Source organism: Dongia sp. (genome assembly GCF_041906375.1).
Classification (GTDB): Bacteria; Pseudomonadota; Alphaproteobacteria; order Dongiales; family Dongiaceae; genus Dongia.
This window is the reverse complement of sequence record NZ_JAYRJJ010000004.1, coordinates 188,361-208,412: the sequence shown is the minus strand read 5'-3', so window position 1 is coordinate 208,412 and position 20,052 is coordinate 188,361. Positions and strand designations below refer to the sequence as shown.

Annotated in this window: 16 protein-coding genes; 7 read left to right on the top strand and 9 right to left on the bottom strand. The window is 62.6% G+C overall.

Annotation, left to right across the window (positions count from 1 at the left end; genetic code table 11):
* Window positions 1-2 precede the first annotated feature (2 nt).
* On the bottom strand, window positions 3-851 hold the full coding sequence (locus ACE3OA_RS14825; RefSeq protein WP_374312019.1) for a lysophospholipid acyltransferase family protein: 849 nt from the start codon (window positions 849-851) through the stop codon (window positions 3-5).
* Between the two features lie 209 nt (window positions 852-1,060).
* Here ACE3OA_RS14825 and ACE3OA_RS14820 point away from each other — a divergent pair, with 209 nt between their 5' ends.
* From ACE3OA_RS14820 to ACE3OA_RS14810, 3 genes are all read left to right on the top strand, one after another.
* Window positions 1,061-2,458 (top strand): sigma-54-dependent transcriptional regulator, encoded by a 1,398-nt coding sequence (locus tag ACE3OA_RS14820; RefSeq protein WP_374312017.1) that lies wholly within the window; start codon window positions 1,061-1,063, stop codon window positions 2,456-2,458.
* Complete coding sequence (locus ACE3OA_RS14815) at window positions 2,451-4,472, top strand: cache domain-containing protein (protein ID WP_374312015.1); 2,022 nt, start codon at window positions 2,451-2,453, stop codon at window positions 4,470-4,472. Before ACE3OA_RS14820 ends, ACE3OA_RS14815 begins: the two co-directional genes overlap by 8 nt.
* 234 nt (window positions 4,473-4,706) lie before the next feature.
* Entirely contained in the window at window positions 4,707-6,362 is a 1,656-nt protein-coding gene (locus ACE3OA_RS14810) for an OFA family MFS transporter (RefSeq protein ID WP_374312013.1), read from the top strand.
* A gap of 28 nt (window positions 6,363-6,390) precedes the next feature.
* Here the strand turns inward: ACE3OA_RS14810 and ACE3OA_RS14805 are convergent, their stop codons facing one another.
* A complete protein-coding gene (locus tag ACE3OA_RS14805) occupies window positions 6,391-7,311 on the bottom strand; it encodes a sugar kinase (protein ID WP_374312011.1) in 921 nt (306 codons plus the stop codon).
* Between the two features lie 374 nt (window positions 7,312-7,685).
* Here ACE3OA_RS14805 and ACE3OA_RS14800 point away from each other — a divergent pair, with 374 nt between their 5' ends.
* Genes ACE3OA_RS14800 through ACE3OA_RS14790 form a run of 3 tightly spaced genes read left to right on the top strand, consistent with a single transcriptional unit; the run spans window position 7,686 to window position 12,124 of the window.
* Window positions 7,686-8,927, top strand: a complete 1,242-nt coding sequence (locus ACE3OA_RS14800; RefSeq protein WP_374312009.1) for an aminotransferase class I/II-fold pyridoxal phosphate-dependent enzyme — start codon at window positions 7,686-7,688, stop codon at window positions 8,925-8,927.
* A gap of 2 nt (window positions 8,928-8,929) precedes the next feature.
* Entirely contained in the window at window positions 8,930-11,431 is a 2,502-nt protein-coding gene (locus ACE3OA_RS14795) for a DNA translocase FtsK 4TM domain-containing protein (RefSeq protein ID WP_374312007.1), read from the top strand.
* Between the two features lie 45 nt (window positions 11,432-11,476).
* Window positions 11,477-12,124, top strand: coding sequence for an outer membrane lipoprotein carrier protein LolA (locus ACE3OA_RS14790; RefSeq protein ID WP_374312005.1), 648 nt, complete (start codon window positions 11,477-11,479; stop codon window positions 12,122-12,124).
* 4 nt (window positions 12,125-12,128) lie between these two features.
* Here ACE3OA_RS14790 and ACE3OA_RS14785 read toward each other — a convergent pair whose 3' ends face one another.
* The 7 genes from ACE3OA_RS14785 to ACE3OA_RS14755 form a co-directional block, all read right to left on the bottom strand.
* A complete protein-coding gene (locus ACE3OA_RS14785; RefSeq protein ID WP_374312003.1) occupies window positions 12,129-12,608 on the bottom strand; it encodes a PAS domain-containing protein in 480 nt (159 codons plus the stop codon).
* Window positions 12,609-12,663: 55 nt separating this feature from the next.
* On the bottom strand, window positions 12,664-13,293 hold the full coding sequence (gene eda, locus ACE3OA_RS14780; protein WP_374312001.1) for a bifunctional 4-hydroxy-2-oxoglutarate aldolase/2-dehydro-3-deoxy-phosphogluconate aldolase: 630 nt from the start codon (window positions 13,291-13,293) through the stop codon (window positions 12,664-12,666).
* On the bottom strand, window positions 13,290-14,255 hold the full coding sequence (gene glk, locus ACE3OA_RS14775) for a glucokinase (RefSeq protein WP_374311999.1): 966 nt from the start codon (window positions 14,253-14,255) through the stop codon (window positions 13,290-13,292). The genes eda and glk overlap by 4 nt, the downstream gene beginning before the upstream one ends.
* A complete protein-coding gene (gene edd / locus ACE3OA_RS14770; protein ID WP_374311997.1) occupies window positions 14,252-16,066 on the bottom strand; it encodes a phosphogluconate dehydratase in 1,815 nt (604 codons plus the stop codon). Before edd ends, glk begins: the two co-directional genes overlap by 4 nt.
* An 8-nt stretch (window positions 16,067-16,074) precedes the next feature.
* A complete protein-coding gene (pgl, locus tag ACE3OA_RS14765) occupies window positions 16,075-16,773 on the bottom strand; it encodes a 6-phosphogluconolactonase (RefSeq protein ID WP_374311995.1) in 699 nt (232 codons plus the stop codon).
* Window positions 16,773-18,263 (bottom strand): glucose-6-phosphate dehydrogenase, encoded by a 1,491-nt coding sequence (zwf, locus tag ACE3OA_RS14760; RefSeq protein WP_374311993.1) that lies wholly within the window; start codon window positions 18,261-18,263, stop codon window positions 16,773-16,775. The genes pgl and zwf overlap by 1 nt, the downstream gene beginning before the upstream one ends.
* Window positions 18,264-18,425: 162 nt before the next feature.
* Entirely contained in the window at window positions 18,426-19,547 is a 1,122-nt protein-coding gene (locus ACE3OA_RS14755; protein WP_374311991.1) for an ABC transporter ATP-binding protein, read from the bottom strand.
* A gap of 186 nt (window positions 19,548-19,733) precedes the next feature.
* Here ACE3OA_RS14755 and ACE3OA_RS14750 point away from each other — a divergent pair, with 186 nt between their 5' ends.
* Window positions 19,734-19,988: a hypothetical protein gene (locus ACE3OA_RS14750; RefSeq protein ID WP_374311989.1), complete on the top strand. Its 255-nt coding sequence runs from the start codon at window positions 19,734-19,736 to the stop codon at window positions 19,986-19,988.
* The last annotated feature ends 64 nt before the right edge of the window (window positions 19,989-20,052 follow it).

Genomic DNA, 20,052 nt, shown 5'->3' with positions numbered 1-20,052 from the left:
AATCAAGCGATGATTCCGCTGCTGCCCGGCCGGGTGGTCGGATCGCGCAGCCATTCGGTGCGTTGACGCAGATGCCGGCTGAGCTCGTGCGGATCGCGCAGGGTTTCGATCTCGCCATAGGCGATGACGTCGCCGATCGAAACCCGGAACGCGCTGCCGATTTTGTTGGCAACTTCGTGCAGCAGCAGGGCGAGCCGCGCCGTCATGCTGATATGGCTGGCGATCTGGAACAGGCGACTGTTCTGGCCGTGGAAGAACATCGGCACCACATCGGCCCGGGCGGCGTGAATGAGGCGCGCCGTGAAGGGTTTCCAATCGAGATCGATCGCCTGGCGGGCAAAGGGTGTGGGCGTGGTCGCGACGCCACCCGCCGGGAAGACGATCAGGCAGCCGCCGGCCGCCAGGTGCTGGCGCGCGATGGCACGGGTCTTCAGCGTCGTCGCCTGCGCTTCCGGGCCGGGGTCGAAATCGATCGGCAGAATGTAGCGCTGGATGGCGGCATCGGGCGGATAGAGCCGTGCATTGGTCAGTACTTTGAAATCATCGCGCACCCGGTTGGCGAGATGGCCGATGAGCAAGCCGTCCACCAAGCCGAAGGGATGATTGGCAACGATGACCAGAGCACCTGTGGTCGGAAGTGCCGCGAGCTTCGCCGCGTCGTAATCGAGTTGCAACTGCAGAAGGCGCATGGCGGCTTCCCAGAAGTCCGTCGAGTTGCTCATTTCCGCCTGATAAAGGTCGTAGAGGCGCTTCAGGCGCAGCTGACCGCTCAGGATTTCGACGGCCCGGATCGATAGGCGCGCGAGGCGCGTGTCGTAGGCGCTGGCATAGGTGAGAGACAGGCTGTTCATGCCGCTCTCCCTAGACGGACAAGGTTGCCGCGCCATCGCAATCAGATGAATTTGCCATGACAGCATTCTGGCGACGCGCGCGGCTAGGATCCTAACTATTTGCAATCGTGCAAGAATTCATGAGCATCGTCGCTTGCCTTGCGTTCTGCGGCCTGTTCGCTATTGATGATTGAAACAGCCAAGAAACCTTTTGGGGCGGAAACGAGACGATGGGTGAGGCGACGCGCAAGCAGCCCGACTCGGCACTTAATGCAGAACCGGGACCGGAATTCGGCCCGTGGCTGGCGCAGGCATCGGTGTTGATCGTTGACGACGAGCCCGGCATGAGGAATTTCCTGGTGCGCACTTTGGGGCCGCGCTGCAAGTACATCGAGGAAGCGGCGGACACGGAAGAAGCCAGCAGCAAACTGGATGCCCGGCATTTCGACGTCGTTATCCTCGACAACATCATGCCGGGCAAGAATGGCGTCGACTGGCTGGCGGAGCAGCGTGCCATAGGTTTCTTCGCCAATGCCATCCTAATGACGGCCTATGCCGACCTCGATACTGCCATCCAGGCCTTGCGTGCGGGCGCTGTCGATTTCGTGCTGAAGCCATTCCGTTCCAACCAGATCCTCAATGCCGTTTCGCGCTGCCTGGATCGCAGCCGCCTGCAGCGCGAAAATTATGTCCTGCGCTACGAATTGGGCGCCACGTCGGACCACGTCCTGCTACGCGACAAGCTTATTGGCCATTCGTCTGCGATCGGTCGCGTCCGTGAGAAGATCGCCCGCGTAGCTCCGCTGCCCACTACTGTCCTTCTCACGGGACAATCGGGAACAGGCAAGGAAGTAGCGGCGCGCTCGCTGCATGCGCTGTCCGACCGGGCAGAGAAGCCCTTCGTGCCGATCAATTGCGCAGCCATTCCGCCCGACATGATCGAGAGCGAATTGTTCGGCCATCTCAAGGGAGCCTTTACCGGCGCCAGCGCGGCCCGGGAAGGGCTCTTTCTGCATGCCCAGGGCGGAACCCTCTTCATGGACGAGATCGGCGAGCTGCCGCTCAACCTGCAAAGTAAGCTGTTGCGGGTTATTGAAGACCGCCGCGTTCGCCCGCTGGGATCGGAACGGGAATTGCCGGTCGATCTTCGCCTCATCTTTGCCACCAATATCGATCTGGAGGCTGAGGTGGGGAGAGGCCGTTTCCGCGCCGATCTCTATTATCGCCTCAACGTCATGCAGATCCATCTGCCGCCGCTCAAGGAGCGCGGCGAGGATGTTCAGGAATTGGCGACCTTGTTCATGGCGAAGCTGTCGCAGCAACTCGGCATGCCGCCAGTCCCGATTGATGCCTCGGCCCGCGCCGCTTTCGCACGCTACGATTGGCCGGGCAATGTGCGTGAGCTGCGCAATCTCATTGAGCGCTCACTGATCCTCGGTGAAATTCCGGATGAATTCCGCGCTCACCGTGCCGATCCGGTGCCGGCGGCAGAGAGCCTGCAGGAGATCGAGCGCCGCCATATCATGGGGGTGCTTCAGGAAGTCGGCGGCAATCGCAATGAGGCAGCTCGGCGCCTCGGTGTCTCGCGCAAGACCATCGACCGCAAATGCGCGATGTGGAATGTCTGAAGGCGTTGCCAGAACGGTTCCCGGCCGTCGGGTTCGTTCGGTCCGCTACCGAATCCTTGCCATCGCCCTGCTGCCAACGCTGGTCATTCTGCCCTTGCTGCTTGGCATCACCATGGTGCGCTGGAACGCGAAATTTGATGCGCTGCTGATCTCCAAGGTCAACGGCGATCTTACCATCGCGCATCAATATCTTGCGCGTATCCTGGAGAATACCGGTGAACAGGTCCGGGCCCTCGGCAATTCGGCGCATTTCCGCGACGTGGCCCATGACGGCGATGCGGCATTGCCGGCCTTTCTCGAGCAAAGCCGTCGCGATCTGCGCCTGGATTTCCTGCTCCTCATTGATCGCCACGGCCAGGTCGCTGCAGCGGCGGCACCGGACCTGCCGACCGGTGTCCGGACGGATTGGCCGGTCATAGAAAAGGCACGTGGCGGCGCCGCGGCGACGACAATCGACATTTTCGACCAGGCTGAATTGGCGGCCCTCTCGCCCGATCTGGCCCGGCGGGCGCAGATTGAATTGGTGCCGACGGCCAATGCGGTGCCGACCGACCGTGCCACTGAGACGCAGGGCATGGTCGTACATGCCGCCAGTCCCGTGGCGATCGACGGCCAACCCGGCGCGGCATTGGTGGGTGGCATCCTTCTCAACCAGAATCTCGTTTTCATCGACACAATCAACGATCTCGTCTACCGCCAGGCGAGCCTGCCCGAAGGCAGCCAGGGGACGGCGACCTTGTTCCTCGACGATGTGCGCATCAGCACCAATGTAAGGCTGTTCGAGGGTCGTCGCGCGCTCGGCACACGTGTCTCGCGGGTGGTGCGCGAAGCGGTGCTGGGGGAGGGGCGGACATGGCTCGACAGTGCCTTCGTCGTCAACGACTGGTACATTTCGGCCTATGAGCCGATTGTCGACAGCTTCGGCAGACGTGTCGGCATGCTTTACGTGGGTTTCCTCGAGACGCCGTTCACACGGGCCAAATACGTCACTCTGGCCACGATCATCGCGGCCTTCCTGGTGGTGACGACGTTGACCGTGCCGATCTTCCTGCGCTGGGCGCGCGGCATCTTCAAGCCGCTGGAGCGGATGACGGATACGATCGGCAAGGTCGAGGGCGGCAATCTTGGCGCCCGCACCGGTATCAGCCAGGTCAAGGACGAGATTGGCCGCGTGGCCGTCCATCTCGACGATCTGCTCGACCAATTGCAGGCGCGCGATCGGGAACTGCGCGATTGGAATGAGGAGCTCAATCGCCGCGTCGACGAGCGGACTCGGGAACTGCAACTTGCCAACCGACAGCTGGAAGCGACCACCAAGCAGCTCATCATGTCGGAGAAGCTGGCGGCAATCGGCGAGATCACGGCGGGCGTTGCCCACGAGATCAACAACCCGATCGCCGTGATGCAGGGCAATCTCGAAGTGGCGCGCAATCTCATCGGGCCACCGGCGGAAGTGGCCAAGACCGAGTTCCGCTTGCTCGACGAGCAGATCCACCGTATCAGCCAGATCGTCACCAAGCTGCTGCAATTTGCCAAGCCCGAGGAATATGCCGGCTATGTCGAACGGCATCTGCCGTCGGAAGTCATCTCGGATTGCCTGCCCTTGGTACAGCACCTTCTTAACAAGGCGGCGATCAAGGTGGTACGGGAGCACCGGACGGAGCGAAAGGTGCTGATGAACCGCACCGAGTTGCAGCAGGTGCTGGTCAATCTGATCGTCAATGCGATCCACGCCATGCCGGAAGGCGGCACGCTCAGTTTACGCGATTTCGACGATGACCGCGATGGGCAGAAAGGCTTGACGATCGAGGTGCGCGACACCGGTACCGGCATGGCGCCGGATACCGTCGCCAAAGTGTTCGATCCCTTCTTCACCACCAAGCGCCAAGGCGGGACCGGCCTCGGCCTTTCCATCAGCCAGACGCTGGTGACCCGCCAAGGTGGCAAGATCAGCGTCGATTCGACTCTGGGCCGAGGGACCGTCTTCACCATCTGGCTGCCGGAAGCAGCCTAAGGCATCGTTCGGGACAATCTGTCTAAGCGGGTCGGACAGATTGTCCATTTGATCCGCCTATCACGTCATAAGTGATTGAAATCACGTGGCCAGAGTGAGTGGCACGTGGCTTGCGGTTGGTCCCCCAAAACAACAAGGGGGAGAACGCGCCGGATCGGTCGATCGCGGCAGCAGCAGCACATCAATAACAACAACAGAGCCGGCCAGGACACCTGCCGGTATGGGAGAGACAGCATGTCTACAGCAAGCGAGACCTTTGCTGGCGGCTTCGGGGGAGCAGGGCTTCTCGACCGCGAGCGCATCATTGCCAAGCCAGGGTTCAATCGGTGGCTGGTGCCGCCCGCGGCGCTGGCCATTCACCTCTGTATCGGCATGGCCTATGGCTTCAGCGTTTTCTGGCTGCCGCTATCACGCGCCATCGGCGTGACTCAGCCGGTGGCCTGCGCGGATCTCACCTTGATGTCGGCGCTTTTCACCACGACCTGCGATTGGCGGGTGGCTGACCTGGGATGGATGTACACGCTCTTCTTCGTTCTGCTGGGCTCTTCGGCCGCCATCTGGGGCGGCTGGCTGGAACGGGTCGGGCCACGCAAGGCGGGTCTGGTTTCCGCATTGTGCTGGTGCGGCGGCATTACGATCGCGGCTGTGGGCGTTATCTCGCACCAACTCTGGCTGATGTGGATCGGTGCCGGCGTCATCGGTGGCATCGGATTGGGTATCGGCTATATCTCGCCGGTGTCGACCCTCATCAAATGGTTCCCGGATCGTCGCGGCATGGCGACAGGCATGGCGATCATGGGCTTCGGCGGCGGTGCAATGATCGGTGCACCTATGGCCGACAAATTGATGGCGCATTTCAAGACGGCGGAATCGGTCGGCGTCTGGCAGACCTTTCTGGTCATGGCGGCGGTCTATATCGTCTTCATGCTGGGCGGTGCCTTCGGCTACCGCATACCGCCCGCCGGTTGGCGTCCGGAGGGTTGGGTCCCGCCGGTCACCAAGAAAACGATGATCACCCCGCACCACGTGCATCTCAAGCACGCACATAAGACCAAGCAGTTCTGGCTGATCTGGGCGGTTCTGTGCCTCAATGTCTCGGCCGGAATCGGCGTCATCGGCATGGCTTCGCCGATGCTGCAGGAGATTTTCGGCGGACGCCTTCTCGGCATGCCGGAACTCACCTTCACGCAACTGGATGATGGGCAGAAGACCGCCATCGCGGCGATCGCCGCCGGCTTTGCCGGATTGCTGTCGCTGTTCAATATTGGCGGGCGTTTCTTCTGGGCATCACTCTCGGACCGCATCGGCCGCAAGAACACCTACTTTACCTTTTTCGTCCTCGGCATCGCCCTTTATGCGCTGGCGCCCACGGCGGCACATATGGGCAGTCAGGTTCTGTTCGTTGCCATCTTCTGCATCATCCTCTCGATGTATGGCGGCGGCTTTGCCACGATTCCAGCCTATCTTGCGGACATCTTCGGCACGCAATTCGTCGGCGCGATTCACGGTCGCCTGCTGACGGCGTGGGCCACGGCAGGCATTATCGGTCCCGTCGTCGTGAACTATATCCGCGAATTCCAGATCAGTGCCGGTGTGCCGCGCGAACAGGTCTATGACTTCACCATGTATATCCTGGTTGGCATGCTGGTCCTCGGCCTCATCGCCAATGCCTTCGTCAAACCGCTGCCGGAGAAATGGTTCATGTCGGAAGCGGAAGTGGCGGCCTTGCAGGCCAAAAATGCGGCGCAGCAGGCGGTCGCTGCCGGCTCCTTCGGGATCGGCAAGGGCGGTCTCGACGGCAAGGCGATGCTGGCTTGGGCGGCCGTCGGCATCCCGATCCTGTGGGGCGTATGGGTGACCTTGCAGAAGACGGCGGCGCTGTTCAACTGATCCCCTCTGAAGGCCGTTCTTGTTGCCGTCAGGCGGTAAGGGCGGCCTTCAATTTTTCAAAGGGCGTCAGCGCACCGCGTACTTCGATCGCCAGTGCAGCTATGCGATGGGCAAATCTGGCGGCGGTCACTGGTTCCTGCCTCCAGAGACGCGCCGCGAGGTAGGCCCCGTTAAAAGCGTCGCCAGCGCCCGATGTATCAACTGCCTGGGCTTCCGCGACGGCTGCGACCACCTCGAAATTGCCGTTGGCATAGACGATTGCCGGCATTGGGCCGTTCTTGACGACGCATTCCCCTACGCCAAGATCGGCCAGGCGCCGGGCTGTCGCTTGCGGATCGGCATCGCCGAACAATTGCCGCTCATCGTCGAAGGTCGGCAGAACGATATCGGCGATCCCGGCCGCCGCTTTCATCGCCTCTTTCGCTTCATCGGCGGATGGCCACAGCCGCGGGCGGTAATTGGGGTCGAAGGCGACAAGGCTTCCGGCCAGGCGCGCCTTGGTCAGTGCGGTCATCAAGGCGTTCCGCGCCGGCTTCGGCAGGATGGCCAGGGAAATGCCCGAGAAGTAGATGAGGTCGCGACCCGCGAGGCTCTGCGCCAAAGCCGCGCTGTCATCGGCAAGCTGCCGCGCTACGGAGTCGCTGCGCCAATAGGTGAAGCTGCGCTCGGCGCCTTTCAGCGTGATGGCGTATAGGCCCGGCCTGCCGCCGGCGACGTGTGGGCTTGCTGCGATGCCGACCCCGTGCGCCCTGAAAAATGCCAACTGTTGGCGCGAAAATTCGTCATCGCCGAAAGCGGAGACATAGTCCAGCGTATCGGCGTCGCTGAGCAGGCCGCGCATGGTCCACAGCGTGTTGAAACTGTCGCCGGCAAAGCCCATGCGCCAGCCGCCTTGCCCGTCCGGAGCGAATTCGACCATACATTCGCCGATTGCGGCTACGCTTGGCATGACGTCCTCTCAGACTGTTCGATCAAGTGCGTGAGGGCTGCGGGAAAGCCTTAGCACGGTGCCCAAATGCCGTCCCGTCAGCCCTAGATATAGGCATATTTATCTATAAAGCGGTATTACGCAACCCAATTATGCCGTTATTTGCATAAATGATGAATTACGAACGCAGCCGGAACCTATGGGGACCATCGCCCCTTAGAACCCTAGTGGATGGGAATCTGCGTTAATACAAGCACTTGATGGTATAGTCTTAAGAGATTAGTGTCGTTCTTGGCTTGTGCCGGTTTGTACCATTCCGAGTCGCATTCGAGTCGCGCCCGAGTCGCTCTTTGATGTAGCTTGCATTTTTGCCCGTGCGGGCCAGGGTTTCGAGAATGAATCAGGATCGCGTCGAGTCGCTTGCCCAATTCCACCCCTTCACCCGCCTCAACAAGCTGCTGGAAGGCATCCAGCCGGGTGGTGGCAATACGCCTTTGCTGTTATCGCTGGGCGAACCCCAGTTCCAGCCGCCGGCCTTCGCTCTGGAGGCGATCGCCAACGCAAAAGAGCTGTGGAGCAAATACCCACCGACGTTGGGCACGATGGAATTCCGCACCGCGGCCAAGGCCTGGCTGATGCGCCGCTATGGGGTCGAGAGCGCCTTCATCGATGCCGACCGCATGATCGCGCCGGTTTCCGGCACGCGCGAGGCTCTCTTCCATATTGCCTTGTCGGCCGTCGCCCTGGGCGCGCCGAAGGGCAAAGGGAAGGTCCTGATGGCCAATCCCTTCTATCACACTTATGCGGGTGCCGCCGTGGTGGCCGGTGGTGAGCCGGCTTTTCTGCCGGCTGGCCCCGAAACCGCCTTCCTGCCCGATCCGGATGCCGTGCCGCCCGCGCTGCTGCGAGAGGCCGCCATGGTCTATCTCTGCTCGCCCGCCAACCCGCAAGGGTCGGTCGCCTCGGCCGATTTCTGGCAGCGTTGGCTGGCGCTCGCCCGGCAGCATGACTTCCTCATCGCGGCCGACGAATGCTATGCCGAAATCTACACCGACCTGCCGCCGCCCGGTGCCATCGCCGCCGCGCAGGCGAGCGGGTCTAGTGACAATCTGCTGGTCTTCCATTCACTCTCCAAGCGCTCGAGTGCGCCGGGCATGCGCTCCGGTTTCGTTGCGGGCGATGCAAGATATATTTCGAGGCAAGCGCAACTGATCAACTATGGCGGTGTTGCGGTGCCGCTGCCGGTGCTGGCGGCCTCGACCCTGTTGTGGTCCGACGAAGCCCATGTGGAGGAAAATCGCGCCCGCTATCAGGCGAGTTTCGATCTGGCGCAACGAGCTCTCGGCCCGATCTTCGGCAATGTGAAGCCGGGTGGCGGGTTCTTCCTGTGGCTCGATGTCGGCGACGGCGAGCAGGCGGCAGTCGAATTGTGGCGCCAGGCGGCGATCAAGGTGCTGCCGGGTGGTTACATGGCCCGCGTCGATGCCGACGGCCGCAATCCGGGGGCGCCCTATATCCGCGTGGCGCTGGTCTATGAGCCAACGCAACTCGCGGGCGCTCTCGAGCGGATGGCGGCGGTGCTGGGTTCAGTGATGGATAGTGGCGACAGAATGCGCATTTCAGGCAGGGGACGGTAAGTATGGCGAGCAACGCGGGCGGGACGCGCGGTGGCAGCATGGCTATGTCTTCCAGCTTCGGCTTTGGTGGGCCCGGCGGAATCTCCAATTTCATTCAACGTCGCCTGCTGGAAGGCCTCGGCATCGTGCTGGTGCTGGCGGGCCTTGCCTATCTGCTGGCGCTCCTGACCGCCAATGGCTCCGACCCCAGCCTGAACCGCGCCGCCGACCAGGCGGTCGCCAATGTCATGGGCGCTCCGGGCGCCATCTTCGCGGATTTCCTTCTGCAGGGCCTGGGGCTTGCTGCCCTCGTGCCGCCGGCGGCGCTCCTTGCCTGGGGTGTCGCCCTGCTGCGCGATCATTTCATCGGCCGGATGTGGTTGAAGCTGCTGCTGCTTCCGCTCACCAGCGTGCTGCTTGCCGCTGCCTTTGCGGCACTGCCGGGCACTGGCGAATGGCCCTGGTTGACCGGGCTCGGCGGGCTCGCCGGTCACATGATCCTGGTCGGATCCGACGGCTCAGGCGGCCTTGCCGGCCTTGTCGGGCAACTCGCCGGCGGCAGTGATGCTGCCTTGCTCAGTCGCCTACTGGCGATGGGATTCCTCGCTCTCGGTCTGGTGGCACTCTATTTCAGCCTTGGTATCGGCCTTGGCGGCTATGTTCGCTTCGGACGTGGTGTCGCGCGGATGGGGCGTAACATGGGCGAGGTGATCGATCGCGGCCGTTCCGGCATTGGCACCGGTGGCTTCAAGCTGCGCTTGCCGCGCTTTGGACGCCGCGACGATGACGAGGATCCGCGCGAGCATGCGCGCCGCGAACCGCGCTTTGGTGGAGATGCGTCGGAGCGTCCCCGCGTCGCCATCGAGATTCCTAGCCGAGCCGCCGAGAGCGAAGATCGCGGCCGGGGCGAGCGCGCGGAGCGGCTAGTGGTGGCGCCGACCGCCAAGACCAAGGAAAAGGCCAAGCCCGCGAAATCGAAGGATTCGCGCCAGGCAAAGCTGGTGCTGGAAGAAAGCGAATTCGAACTGCCGCCGATCGACATCCTCTCGCGACCGACCGCCAATCTCGCGGTCCAGCGCATCAATGAGGAGAGCCTGGAGAAGAATGCGCGCCTGCTTGAGACGGTGCTCGACGATTTCGGCGTCAAGGGTGAGATCGTCAAGGTGCGTCCCGGCCCGGTGGTAACACTCTATGAACTCGAACCTGCCCCCGGCACCAAGACCAGCCGCGTGGTGAGCCTCGCTGACGATGTCGCCCGGTCGATGAGTGCCGTCTCGGTCCGCATCGCCGTGGTGCCCGGCCGCAGCGTCATCGGCATCGAACTGCCGAATCGCGAGCGCGAGGTGGTGGCCTTCCGCGAACTCATTGAGGACGAAAGCTACCAGGGCTCGCAGAGCCGGCTGGCGCTGGTACTTGGCAAGGATATCGGCGGTGCGCCGATCGTGGTCGACCTGGCACGCATGCCGCATCTGCTGATCGCCGGCACGACTGGTTCGGGCAAATCGGTCGCGATCAACACGATGATCCTGTCGCTGCTCTATCGACTGACGCCGGAGCAGTGCAAATTCATCATGATCGACCCGAAGATGCTGGAGCTTTCCGTCTATGACGGCATTCCGCACCTTCTGTCGCCGGTCGTCACGGAACCCAAGAAGGCAATCGTCGCCCTGAAATGGGTCGTGCGCGAAATGGAAAACCGCTACCGCGCGATGTCGCGACTGGGTGTTCGCAATATCGACGGTTTCAACCAGCGCCTGGAACAGGCGCGGGCCGCCGGTGAAACGCTGACGCGGAGGGTGCAGACCGGCTTCGATCCGGAAAGCGGCCAGCCGATCTATGAGGAAGAGCCGTTCGACCTTACCGCCTTGCCTTTCATCGTCGTCGTGGTCGACGAGATGGCCGACCTCATGCTGGTTGCGGGCAAGGAGATCGAGGCTGCGATCCAGCGCTTGGCGCAGATGGCGCGCGCCGCCGGCATCCATATCATCATGGCAACGCAGCGCCCGTCGGTCGACGTCATTACCGGGACGATCAAGGCGAACTTCCCGACGCGCATCAGCTTCCACGTCACCACCAAGATCGACAGCCGAACAATTCTTGGTGAGATGGGGGCCGAACAGCTGTTGGGACAGGGCGACATGCTCTATATGGCCAATGGTGGTCGCATCACCCGCGTTCACGGGCCGTTCGTCTCGGATCGCGAGGTGGAATCGATCGTGCGCTTCCTGAAGGAACAGGGTGAGCCGGCCTATGTCGAGGAAGTAACCCAGGAAGATGAAGAGCTTGGCGGCATTGACGGGCTTGATGGTGAACCGGGTGGCGGTTCGGGCGACGAACTTTACGACCGTGCAGTCGCCATCGTCACGCGTGAGAAAAAGGCGTCGGTCAGCTTTGTCCAGCGCCATCTCCAGATCGGCTATAACAGGGCAGCCCGGATCGTCGAACGGATGGAAAAGGAAGGCGTCGTCAGCACCGCAAACCATGTCGGCAAGCGCGAAGTACTCGCGCGCGGCATGGATGATTAGATCGCCGGGCCGGCCGCCCAGAATTGAACGAGAGGTTTCCGCATCGTGACTGATTTCAGAGTTTCCCGCCGCGATCTGCTCGGCATGGCCGGTAGCTTTGCCGTGCTGGCCGCTTCCGGCGGCCTGGCGCGGCCCGCTTTGGCGCGCGCGGTGCCGGCCAATCTGACGCCGCAGGACGAGGCGGATCTGAAGCGCATTCAGGACTACCTCAACGGCATCACGACGATGCGCGCCAAGTTCCAGCAATATTCCGAGAGAGGCGGCATCGCCTTCGGCAATATTTACCTGAAACGGCCAGGGTTCATCCGCATTGAATATGAGCCGCCGTCACCGATGCTGATCGTCTCCGACAGCGTTTCCTTGCACTATTACGACCCCGAGCTCGACCAGATCAACCGCGTCCCGGTCTCATCCTCGCCGCTCTGGTTCCTGCTGCGCGACGATGTCGAGCTTGGCGGCGACGTGACGGTAACGGCTTTCAAGCGGTCGCCGGCCGCGTTTGAGCTGACCATCCGTCAGACTGACGATGCCGAAGAGGGCAAGGTCGTCCTTGAGCTCGGCGACCGGCCGCTCGAATTGCGGCAATGGACTGTGATCGACCAGAAGAACGAACAGGTCCGCGTCGGCCTGTTCGAAGCGCAATTCGGCATGGATCTGGACCAGCAGCTGTTTCGCGTGCCGAAGAAGAAATGATCAGTCAGCTGCGCTTGTAGTCGCAGAAGGCCATCAGCATGTTGACTGTCTTGCCGTCGCTGGAAAGCGGCATGACGACGGACCCGACCTCGCATAGCCGTGGATTGGGTGAGGCCCAGGGTTCCTGATCGTAGACCACCATGGCTTGCTGTGCCGCAATCGAATATGTCTCCAGACCGAATTGCGGCGTGACCGCAAAGACATGCTCGCTGACGCTCTTGCCGGTCGGGTCGTAACCGCGGGCCTCCACTTCATCCGTGCCGACCAAGCGATAGGTCAGGCGCAGCGGATTGTGTTCGACATCGATCAAGATGACGCCGGGCAGCAGGTCGCGGATCTCGCTGGGATCGATATCGGCCCGCGAGGGCATGGCACGACCGGCGCGCTTGCTGTCCCAATACTCGTAGGCTCGCCGAATGCGAACCGTACAGATCTTCAGGAAATCCGTCCCGATGATCCGCTGATAATTGCTCCCTTGCGCCAAGGTATCCTCGACTCTGAGTTGGCTGCATATTCCAGACCGCCAAGCTAAGCCATCGTCAGGAATGAGTCGACGCAACAAACTGGTGGCTTAAGGCCTTGATCTCTTCCCACTTCTTCTCCTGGACCATTTTCCTGGGTGCCGGCATCGAGGAGCCGACGGCGGCAACATGGGCCAGAGCCAGGTAATCCTTTGCATTATCTGGCGAAACACCGCCGGTGGGGCAGAAATGATTGTCTGGGAAGACATCGCCCCACGCTTTGAGCGTCGCGGGCCCGCCAAGCGTCGAGGCGGGGAAGAACTTGAAGGCATCGAGTCCGAGCGCCCTGCCGCGCATCACCTCGCCGGGCGTTGCCGCGCCGGGGAGATAGGGGAGGCCCAGATCAAGAGCCAGTTTGACGATCTCCTCCGAAAAGCCCGGGCTCACCGCGAAATCGGCCCCGGCCGCATGGGCGCGTTTGAGATCGTCGCTGGAAAGGACGGTGCCGACGCCAACCGACAGCCCTTCGACCGCACCACGCAGCTGCTTGATGGCCTCCAATCCGGCTGCCGTGCGCAGCGTGATCTCCATGCTGGAAAGGCCGCCTGCGCGCAAGGCCCGGGCAAGTGGCAGCGCGTCTTCCAGATTGTCGATGACGATGACGGGAATGGCGCGAGCCTGGCGGATGATCTTGGCGATGGGTGTCATTGGTCACCTTGGTTGAGAGTTGCAGCGGCGCCGAGCAGTGCCAGCGTATTGTCGAGAATGACGAAGATCGGCATGTTGGCAAGCAGGGAGGAGAGACGGCCCTTGTTGGCGAAGCGCTCCTCGAAGCGACTGTCCAGCAGGATGGGCAACAGGCGCGGGACGATTCCGCCGCCGATATAGACGCCGCCCGTCGAACCGAGGATGAGTGCGAGGTCGCCGGCTGCCGAACCCAAGATGGCGCAGAATCGCCGCAGAGCATCGCGTGCAATACGTTCGCCATGCTCGAGGCCGCGGGCGGTGATCTCCGCCGGGCTCGGCCGCTCGGCCGGTTTGCCCGCCTGCACAGTCAGGAACTCGTAGATATTGACGAGACCCTCACCGGACAGCAACCTTTCGCAGGAGACGCGGCCGAAGCGCGCCTGCAGATAGCGCAGCAGGTCGATCTCCAATTCGTCCTGCGGGGCAAAGCCCACATGCCCGCCTTCGCCGGCCAGGGCCACCCAGCCGCCATGCCGATCGCTGACGAGGCCGGAGACGCCGAAGCCGGTGCCCGGGCCGAGGACGGCGCGTGCGCCCCCTTCGTCCACTGTGCCGCGCCGGACATTGTGCAGCCCTTCGGGCTTCACATGCGGAACGCCCAGGGCCAGGGCCTCGAAATCATTGATGGTCTCAAGTCTCCGCCAGCCGAAAAGCTGCGCTGTTTCATAGCGGGAGAAGCGCCAGGTGGAGTTCGTGAATTCGATATAGTCCTCGCGCGCCGGGCAGGCGACCGCGAAGCAGGCCTCGGTCGGCTTGGCGCCAGCCCAGTCGAGATAGGTGGTGATGGCCGTGGCGATGTCGGGATAGTCCCGTGCAGAGAGCGTCTTCATGCGCTCAACGCCGGCTACACCCCGCTGGCGCAGCGCAAAGCGCGCATTGGTCCCGCCGATATCGGCGACGAGGGCGAGGTCCGGAGACGTCATACGATGCCTTCCCAGCCGAAACTGGCGGCTCCGCGCTCGGCACCGCCGACCTGGGCCCGGAAGCCGGCGAAAAGCTCGCGCCCACATCCGGCTTCGTGTCCGCTAATGTCCGGCAGATCGCATGAGCGCGTTGCCAAATCCGGCACCTTCAGCGTCAACTCGCTGGTTTCCGTGTCGAGGCGGATAATGTCGCCGTCGCGAATGCGCGCGATCGGCCCATCAGCCACAGCCTCAGGGCTCAAATGAATGGCGGCCGGCACCTTGCCGGAGGCACCCGACATGCGGCCGTCGGTGACGAGCGCCACCTTATAGCCGAGATCGAGCAGCACACCCAAGGCGGGGGTCAGTTGATGCAGCTCCGGCATGCCATTGGCGCGCGGCCCCTGGCCTTTGACCACCACCACCACGTCGCGATGCAGCTTGCCTTCCTTGAAGGCCTTTTGCACGTCATGTTGGCTGTTGAAGACCATGGCGGGCGCCTCGATCACACGGTGCGCCGGCTTCACCGCAGATACTTTGATGATGGATTGGCCGAGATTGCCGGCCAATACACGGATGCCGCCTTCGGGCGCAAAAGGATCGCTCGCCGGGCGCAGCACTTCCCGATCAAGCGATTGCGCGGGTGCATCGCGCCAGCGCAGCTGATCGCCCTCTAGATAGGGCTCCTGTGCGTAGGCGTCGAGGCCGTCGCCAACCAGCGTCTTCACGTCGCGATGCAGCAGACCTGCATTCAGCAATTCGCGCACCAGAAAGCCGAAGCCGCCCGCCGCCTGGAAATGGTTCACATCCGCCTGGCCGTTGGGATAGATACGGCACAGCAGCGGTGTCACACCGGAGATGTCGGCAAAATCCTGCCACTCGATCTTGATGCCGGCGGCAGCGGCCACGGCGATCAGATGTATGGTGTGATTGGTCGACCCGCCGGTCGCCAGCAGGCCGACAATCGCATTGACCAACGCCTTTTCGTCGACGATCTCGCCGATGGGGCGATAGTCGTTGCCAAGCGCAGTGGCGCCGGCGACGCGCTTGGCGGCAGCCGCTGTGAGGGCGGCGCGCAAGGGTGTCCCTGGATTGACGAAGGCCGCGCCCGGCATATGCAGGCCCATCACTTCCATCAGCATCTGGTTGCTGTTGGCGGTACCGTAGAAGGTGCAGGTGCCGGCGGCGTGATAGGAGGCGGCCTCCGCCTCCAGCAATTCCTTGCGCCCGACTTTTCCTTCCGCATAGAGCTGGCGGATGCGCGACTTCTCGGCATTGGGCAGGCCTGACGGCATGGGGCCGGCCGGCACGAAGACGGTCGGCAGATGGCCGAAGCTCAGCGCGCCAATGAGGAGACCCGGTACGATCTTGTCGCAGACGCCCAGCATCAGAGCGCCGTCGAACATGTCGTGAGAGAGCGACACGGCGGTTGCCATGGCGATGACGTCGCGGCTGAACAGCGACAGTTCCATGCCGGTCTGACCTTGGGTAACGCCATCGCACATGGCCGGGACGCCGCCCGCGAACTGCACTGTCGCATGGCCGCTGACGGCAGCCTTGATCAGTTCCGGATAGTCCTTGAGAGGCTGATGGGCCGACAGCATGTCGTTATAGGCCGAAACGATACCGAGATTGGGCAGCGTGGTACCGGCCAGCGCCGCCTTTTCCTCATTGCCACAGGCGGCAAAACCATGGGCGAGGTTCCCGCAGGAGAGATGGCCGCGTTTAACACCCTTCGATTTCGCTTGCGCGATGCGGGCGAGATATTTGGCCCGGCTGGTTTCGCTGCGGGTGCGGATGCGCGCTGTGACGGCTTCGATGGTGGGATGCATGTCCGGCCTCATGGGCAAAGGAAAATGTCGATCGGGGTCCGCTTCTGCCGCAACAGGGCCGCGATCGGGTAGGTATCTGCATTGATATTGTCGATCGCCCGCTGCAGCACAATCCGTTTTTCGGCACCCGTCACCGCCAGCAGCACATGGCTGCAATCGATGAGGGCACTCAAGGTCAGGCCGATGCGCGGATGCCCTTTGGCGGGTCCGGCCAAGACCATGACGGCGTCCTTGGTTTCAGGATCCAATGCGGGCGCGGTCTCAGGCCGACCGGGAAAGAGCGAGGCGAAATGCCCGTCTTCGCCCATGCCCAGAAAGACGCTGGAGAAAGGGCGGGGCAGGGTAGCCAGAACACGCGTCACCTCACCGGCCGCCTCAGCCGGCGCTGCCACCGGCCGATAGAGGCCGACGAGCGATGCCGTCTTGGCCCGCCCCTGCAGCAAGTGGCGTTGGATCAGCCCTTCATTGCTGTCGGGATGGTCGGCCGGCACCCAGCGTTCGTCGCAAGGGATCACGGTGACCTTGTCCCAGGGGAATGTCGACGCCGCCAGCCGCTCGAAGACGGCGATTGGCGTCGTCCCGCCGGGAACGACAAGGCACGCTTGGCCGGTCGCGGCAATGGCGGCGCCGAGATCGGCCAGGATGCCCGCTGCCACCGCGTCGGCCAAGGCGGCGCGGTCGTTGAACTCGGTCGACCGCAGGGACACTAAATATCGTCCTCGTGCCAGGTGCGGCCGTCACGCTCGATGAGCGAGATCGCCGCCGTGGGTCCCCAGGAGCCGGCCGCATAGGGCTTTGCCGCGAGCGCCGTATCAGCCCAGCCTTGCAGGATGCCGTCGGTCCACCGCCAAGCGGCCTCCAATTCATCAAGGCGCATGAAGAGGGCCGGGCGGCCCCGGATGACATCGAGCAGCAGGCGCTCATAGGCATCCGGTGAGCGGCCGCCGAAAGTCTCCGCGAAAGAAAGGTCGAGGGCTGTCTGGTGCAGCTTCAACTCGCCTGGCCCCCGACCCTTATTGAGCATGACGAGGCGGATGCCTTCATCGGGCTGCAGGCGCATCACCAGCTTGTTGGGATGGATCGTGCCAGCGGAAGCGGGGTAGGGCGAGTGCGGCGGCGTCTTGAACTGGACGACGATTTCCGAGGAGCGCGCCGGCAGGCGCTTGCCGGTGCGCACGTAAAAGGGCACGCCGGCCCAACGCCAATTGTCGATGCCGATCTTGATGGCGACGAAGGTCTCGGTGTTGCTGACCGGATCGGCATCGGTTTCCTCGAGATAGCCGGGTACCGCCTTGCCGTCGATATTGCCAGCGCGATACTGCCCGCGCACGGTCGCCTGGGCCACGTCGGCGGCATGGATCGGCTGCAGGGCGCGCAGGACCTTCAGCTTCTCGTCGCGGATCATGTCGGCGTCAAGGGTACTGGGCGGTTCCATCGCGGTGAGGCAGACCAGCTGCAGCAGATGGTTCTGGATCATGTCGCGGAGTGCGCCGGATTCGTTGTAGTACTTCCAGCGGCCACCGACGCCGACCGTCTCGGCCACAGAGATCTGTACATGGTCGATATGGGTGCGGTTCCACAGCGGCTCGAACAGCGCATTGGCGAAGCGCAGCACCATCAGATTCTGCACCGTCTCCTTGCCGAGATAGTGATCGATCCGGTAGGTCTGCGGCTCGGCGAAGGCCTTCGCGACGGCGGCATTGATTTCGTGGGCCGAGGCCAGATCGTGGCCCAGCGGCTTTTCCAGCACCAGGCGGGATTCCTGGGTCACCAAGTTGAGCGCCTTCAAATTAGCGGCGATGGGACCAAAGATGTCGGGCGCTGTTGCGAGGTAGAAGGCGCGGATGACCTCCTCGCGACCCTTCAGCAGTTGCGCGAGGCTGTCATAGCTCTTGGCGTCCGTGGCATCGAGGCCGAGATAAGTGAGGCGCTGGGCGAAGCGCGCCCAGGAGATTTCGTCGAACTGGATGTCGCTGCCATTGGTCGAATAAGTCTGGCAGTCGTCATGCATCATCTGGATAAAGGCGTCATTGGCCATGGCGCCACGGGAAACGGCGATGATGCGGCCGTCATCGGGCAAGCGCCGCTCACGGTCGAGATGGTAGAGGGCGGGGATTAGTTTGCGACGGGCAAGATCGCCACGGCCGCCGAAAACGATCATGTCGAATGGCTGAGAAATCAGGGTGTTACGCTGCATCTGGAGTCCCTATTGGGGGCGGGTCGACGAAAATGATTGCGCTGGCATCGGGCCTAGTTTGCCCCGACACGTCGCCCTGTGCCAGCCTTCATCGAAGGCAACGGTCTGATTTGTCGGGGTTTCTCGCCACGAATTAATTCAGCGGAGCGGGATTCGGCCGGATTAATTCAGGCGGACCTCAGTTTGCGGATCAAACAGGCTGCTGCGGCTGAGGTCGATGGCGAAGCGCATCGTGCCGCCGGCGCCGGCAACATCCTGCGGCCGGATCCGCGCCACCGTCGTGGCGCCACCCATGCTGAAATAAGCCAGCGTGTCGGCGCCGGTCGGTTCGACCAGGTCGATCTCAGCCTCCACCTCGGCCAGTTGGGCCACTGGTTCGACGGTGCCGGCGATGGAAATGGCTTCAGGGCGAACGCCGAGCACGATGTCCCGCCCGAGCCAGCCGCCGAGTTGCGGCGCCGGATCGGCAAGCGGGAGGAAACGCGGGCCCTGCGCGCCATGGGCCGTTACCAAGGCTGAAATGCCGAGCTTGCCTTCCTGCTGCGCGATCTGCCCGCGCAGAAAATTCATGGCCGGGGCACCAATGAAGCCCGCCACATACATGTTGGCCGGCCGGTCATAGATTTCGGCAGGCGTTGCCAATTGCTGCACCAATCCATCCTTCATGATGGCGATTCGGCTGGCCAGCGTCATCGCCTCAATCTGGTCATGGGTCACATAGACGATGGTGGTGCCGAGGCGCTGATGCAGCTTCTTGATCTCAGTGCGCATCTCGACGCGCAACTTTGCATCGAGATTCGACAGCGGCTCGTCGAACAGGAACACCTTCGGTTCGCGCACGAGAGCGCGGCCGATGGCGACACGCTGGCGCTGGCCGCCCGATAGCTCGGCCGGCTTCCGGGCGAGGAGATGCTCGATCTGCAGGAGCTTGGCCACTTTAGCGACGGCCGCTTCGCGTACCGAACGCTCGACCTTTCGCATCTCCAGGCCGAATTCCATGTTCTTGGCGACGCTCATGTTCGGATAGAGCGCATATGATTGGAACACCATGGCGATGTCGCGGTCTTTAGGATGCACGTCATTGATGACGCGGTCGCCGACGCGGACCTCGCCGGAACTGACGTCAGTCAACCCGGCAATGATGTTGAGCAGAGTCGACTTGCCGCAACCCGATGGGCCCAGCAACACCAGGAATTCACCGTCGGCCAGTTCAATATCAATTCCTTTCAGGATATCGACCGGCCCGTAATTCTTTCTGACGTTGCGAATGCTGAGCTGTGCCATGGCCGTCTTCCCTGTCGATTGTCGGACTCAATGCCCTTTGGGACTGAATTGTCGGTTCGGTTGCCGCGATCCGACAATGTTTGTGACTTCGTGTCAAACGCTGCATTTCGGAGAAACAACTTTCGGATAGATCGGTTGATCGTTCACTGCAAGCCCGCAATTAAATCAAAGAATGGAGTTATTCGCATGACCAACTTCTCCGCAGTTCGCGGCAATTTCCAGGATACAGCCGCGCAAGCCGCCCAGAGCGCGGGCGACGTCGTTCGCGACAAGGCTACGCAGGCAGGCGACGTATTGAAACAGGGTGCCGATCGGGTTGAGGCCGAAGCCGATGCCGCTATGAAGAAGGTACGCGAGCGCGTATCGGCGAGCCCGATGACGGCCCTTGCTGCGACCCTCGCCATTGGTGCGATTGCCGGATATCTGGTCGGGCGCCGCTGACCCGGTGATTGCACGCCACGGCGGGAACCGAGGCTGCCGCAGCGCGCTCGCAAATATCTCCGAG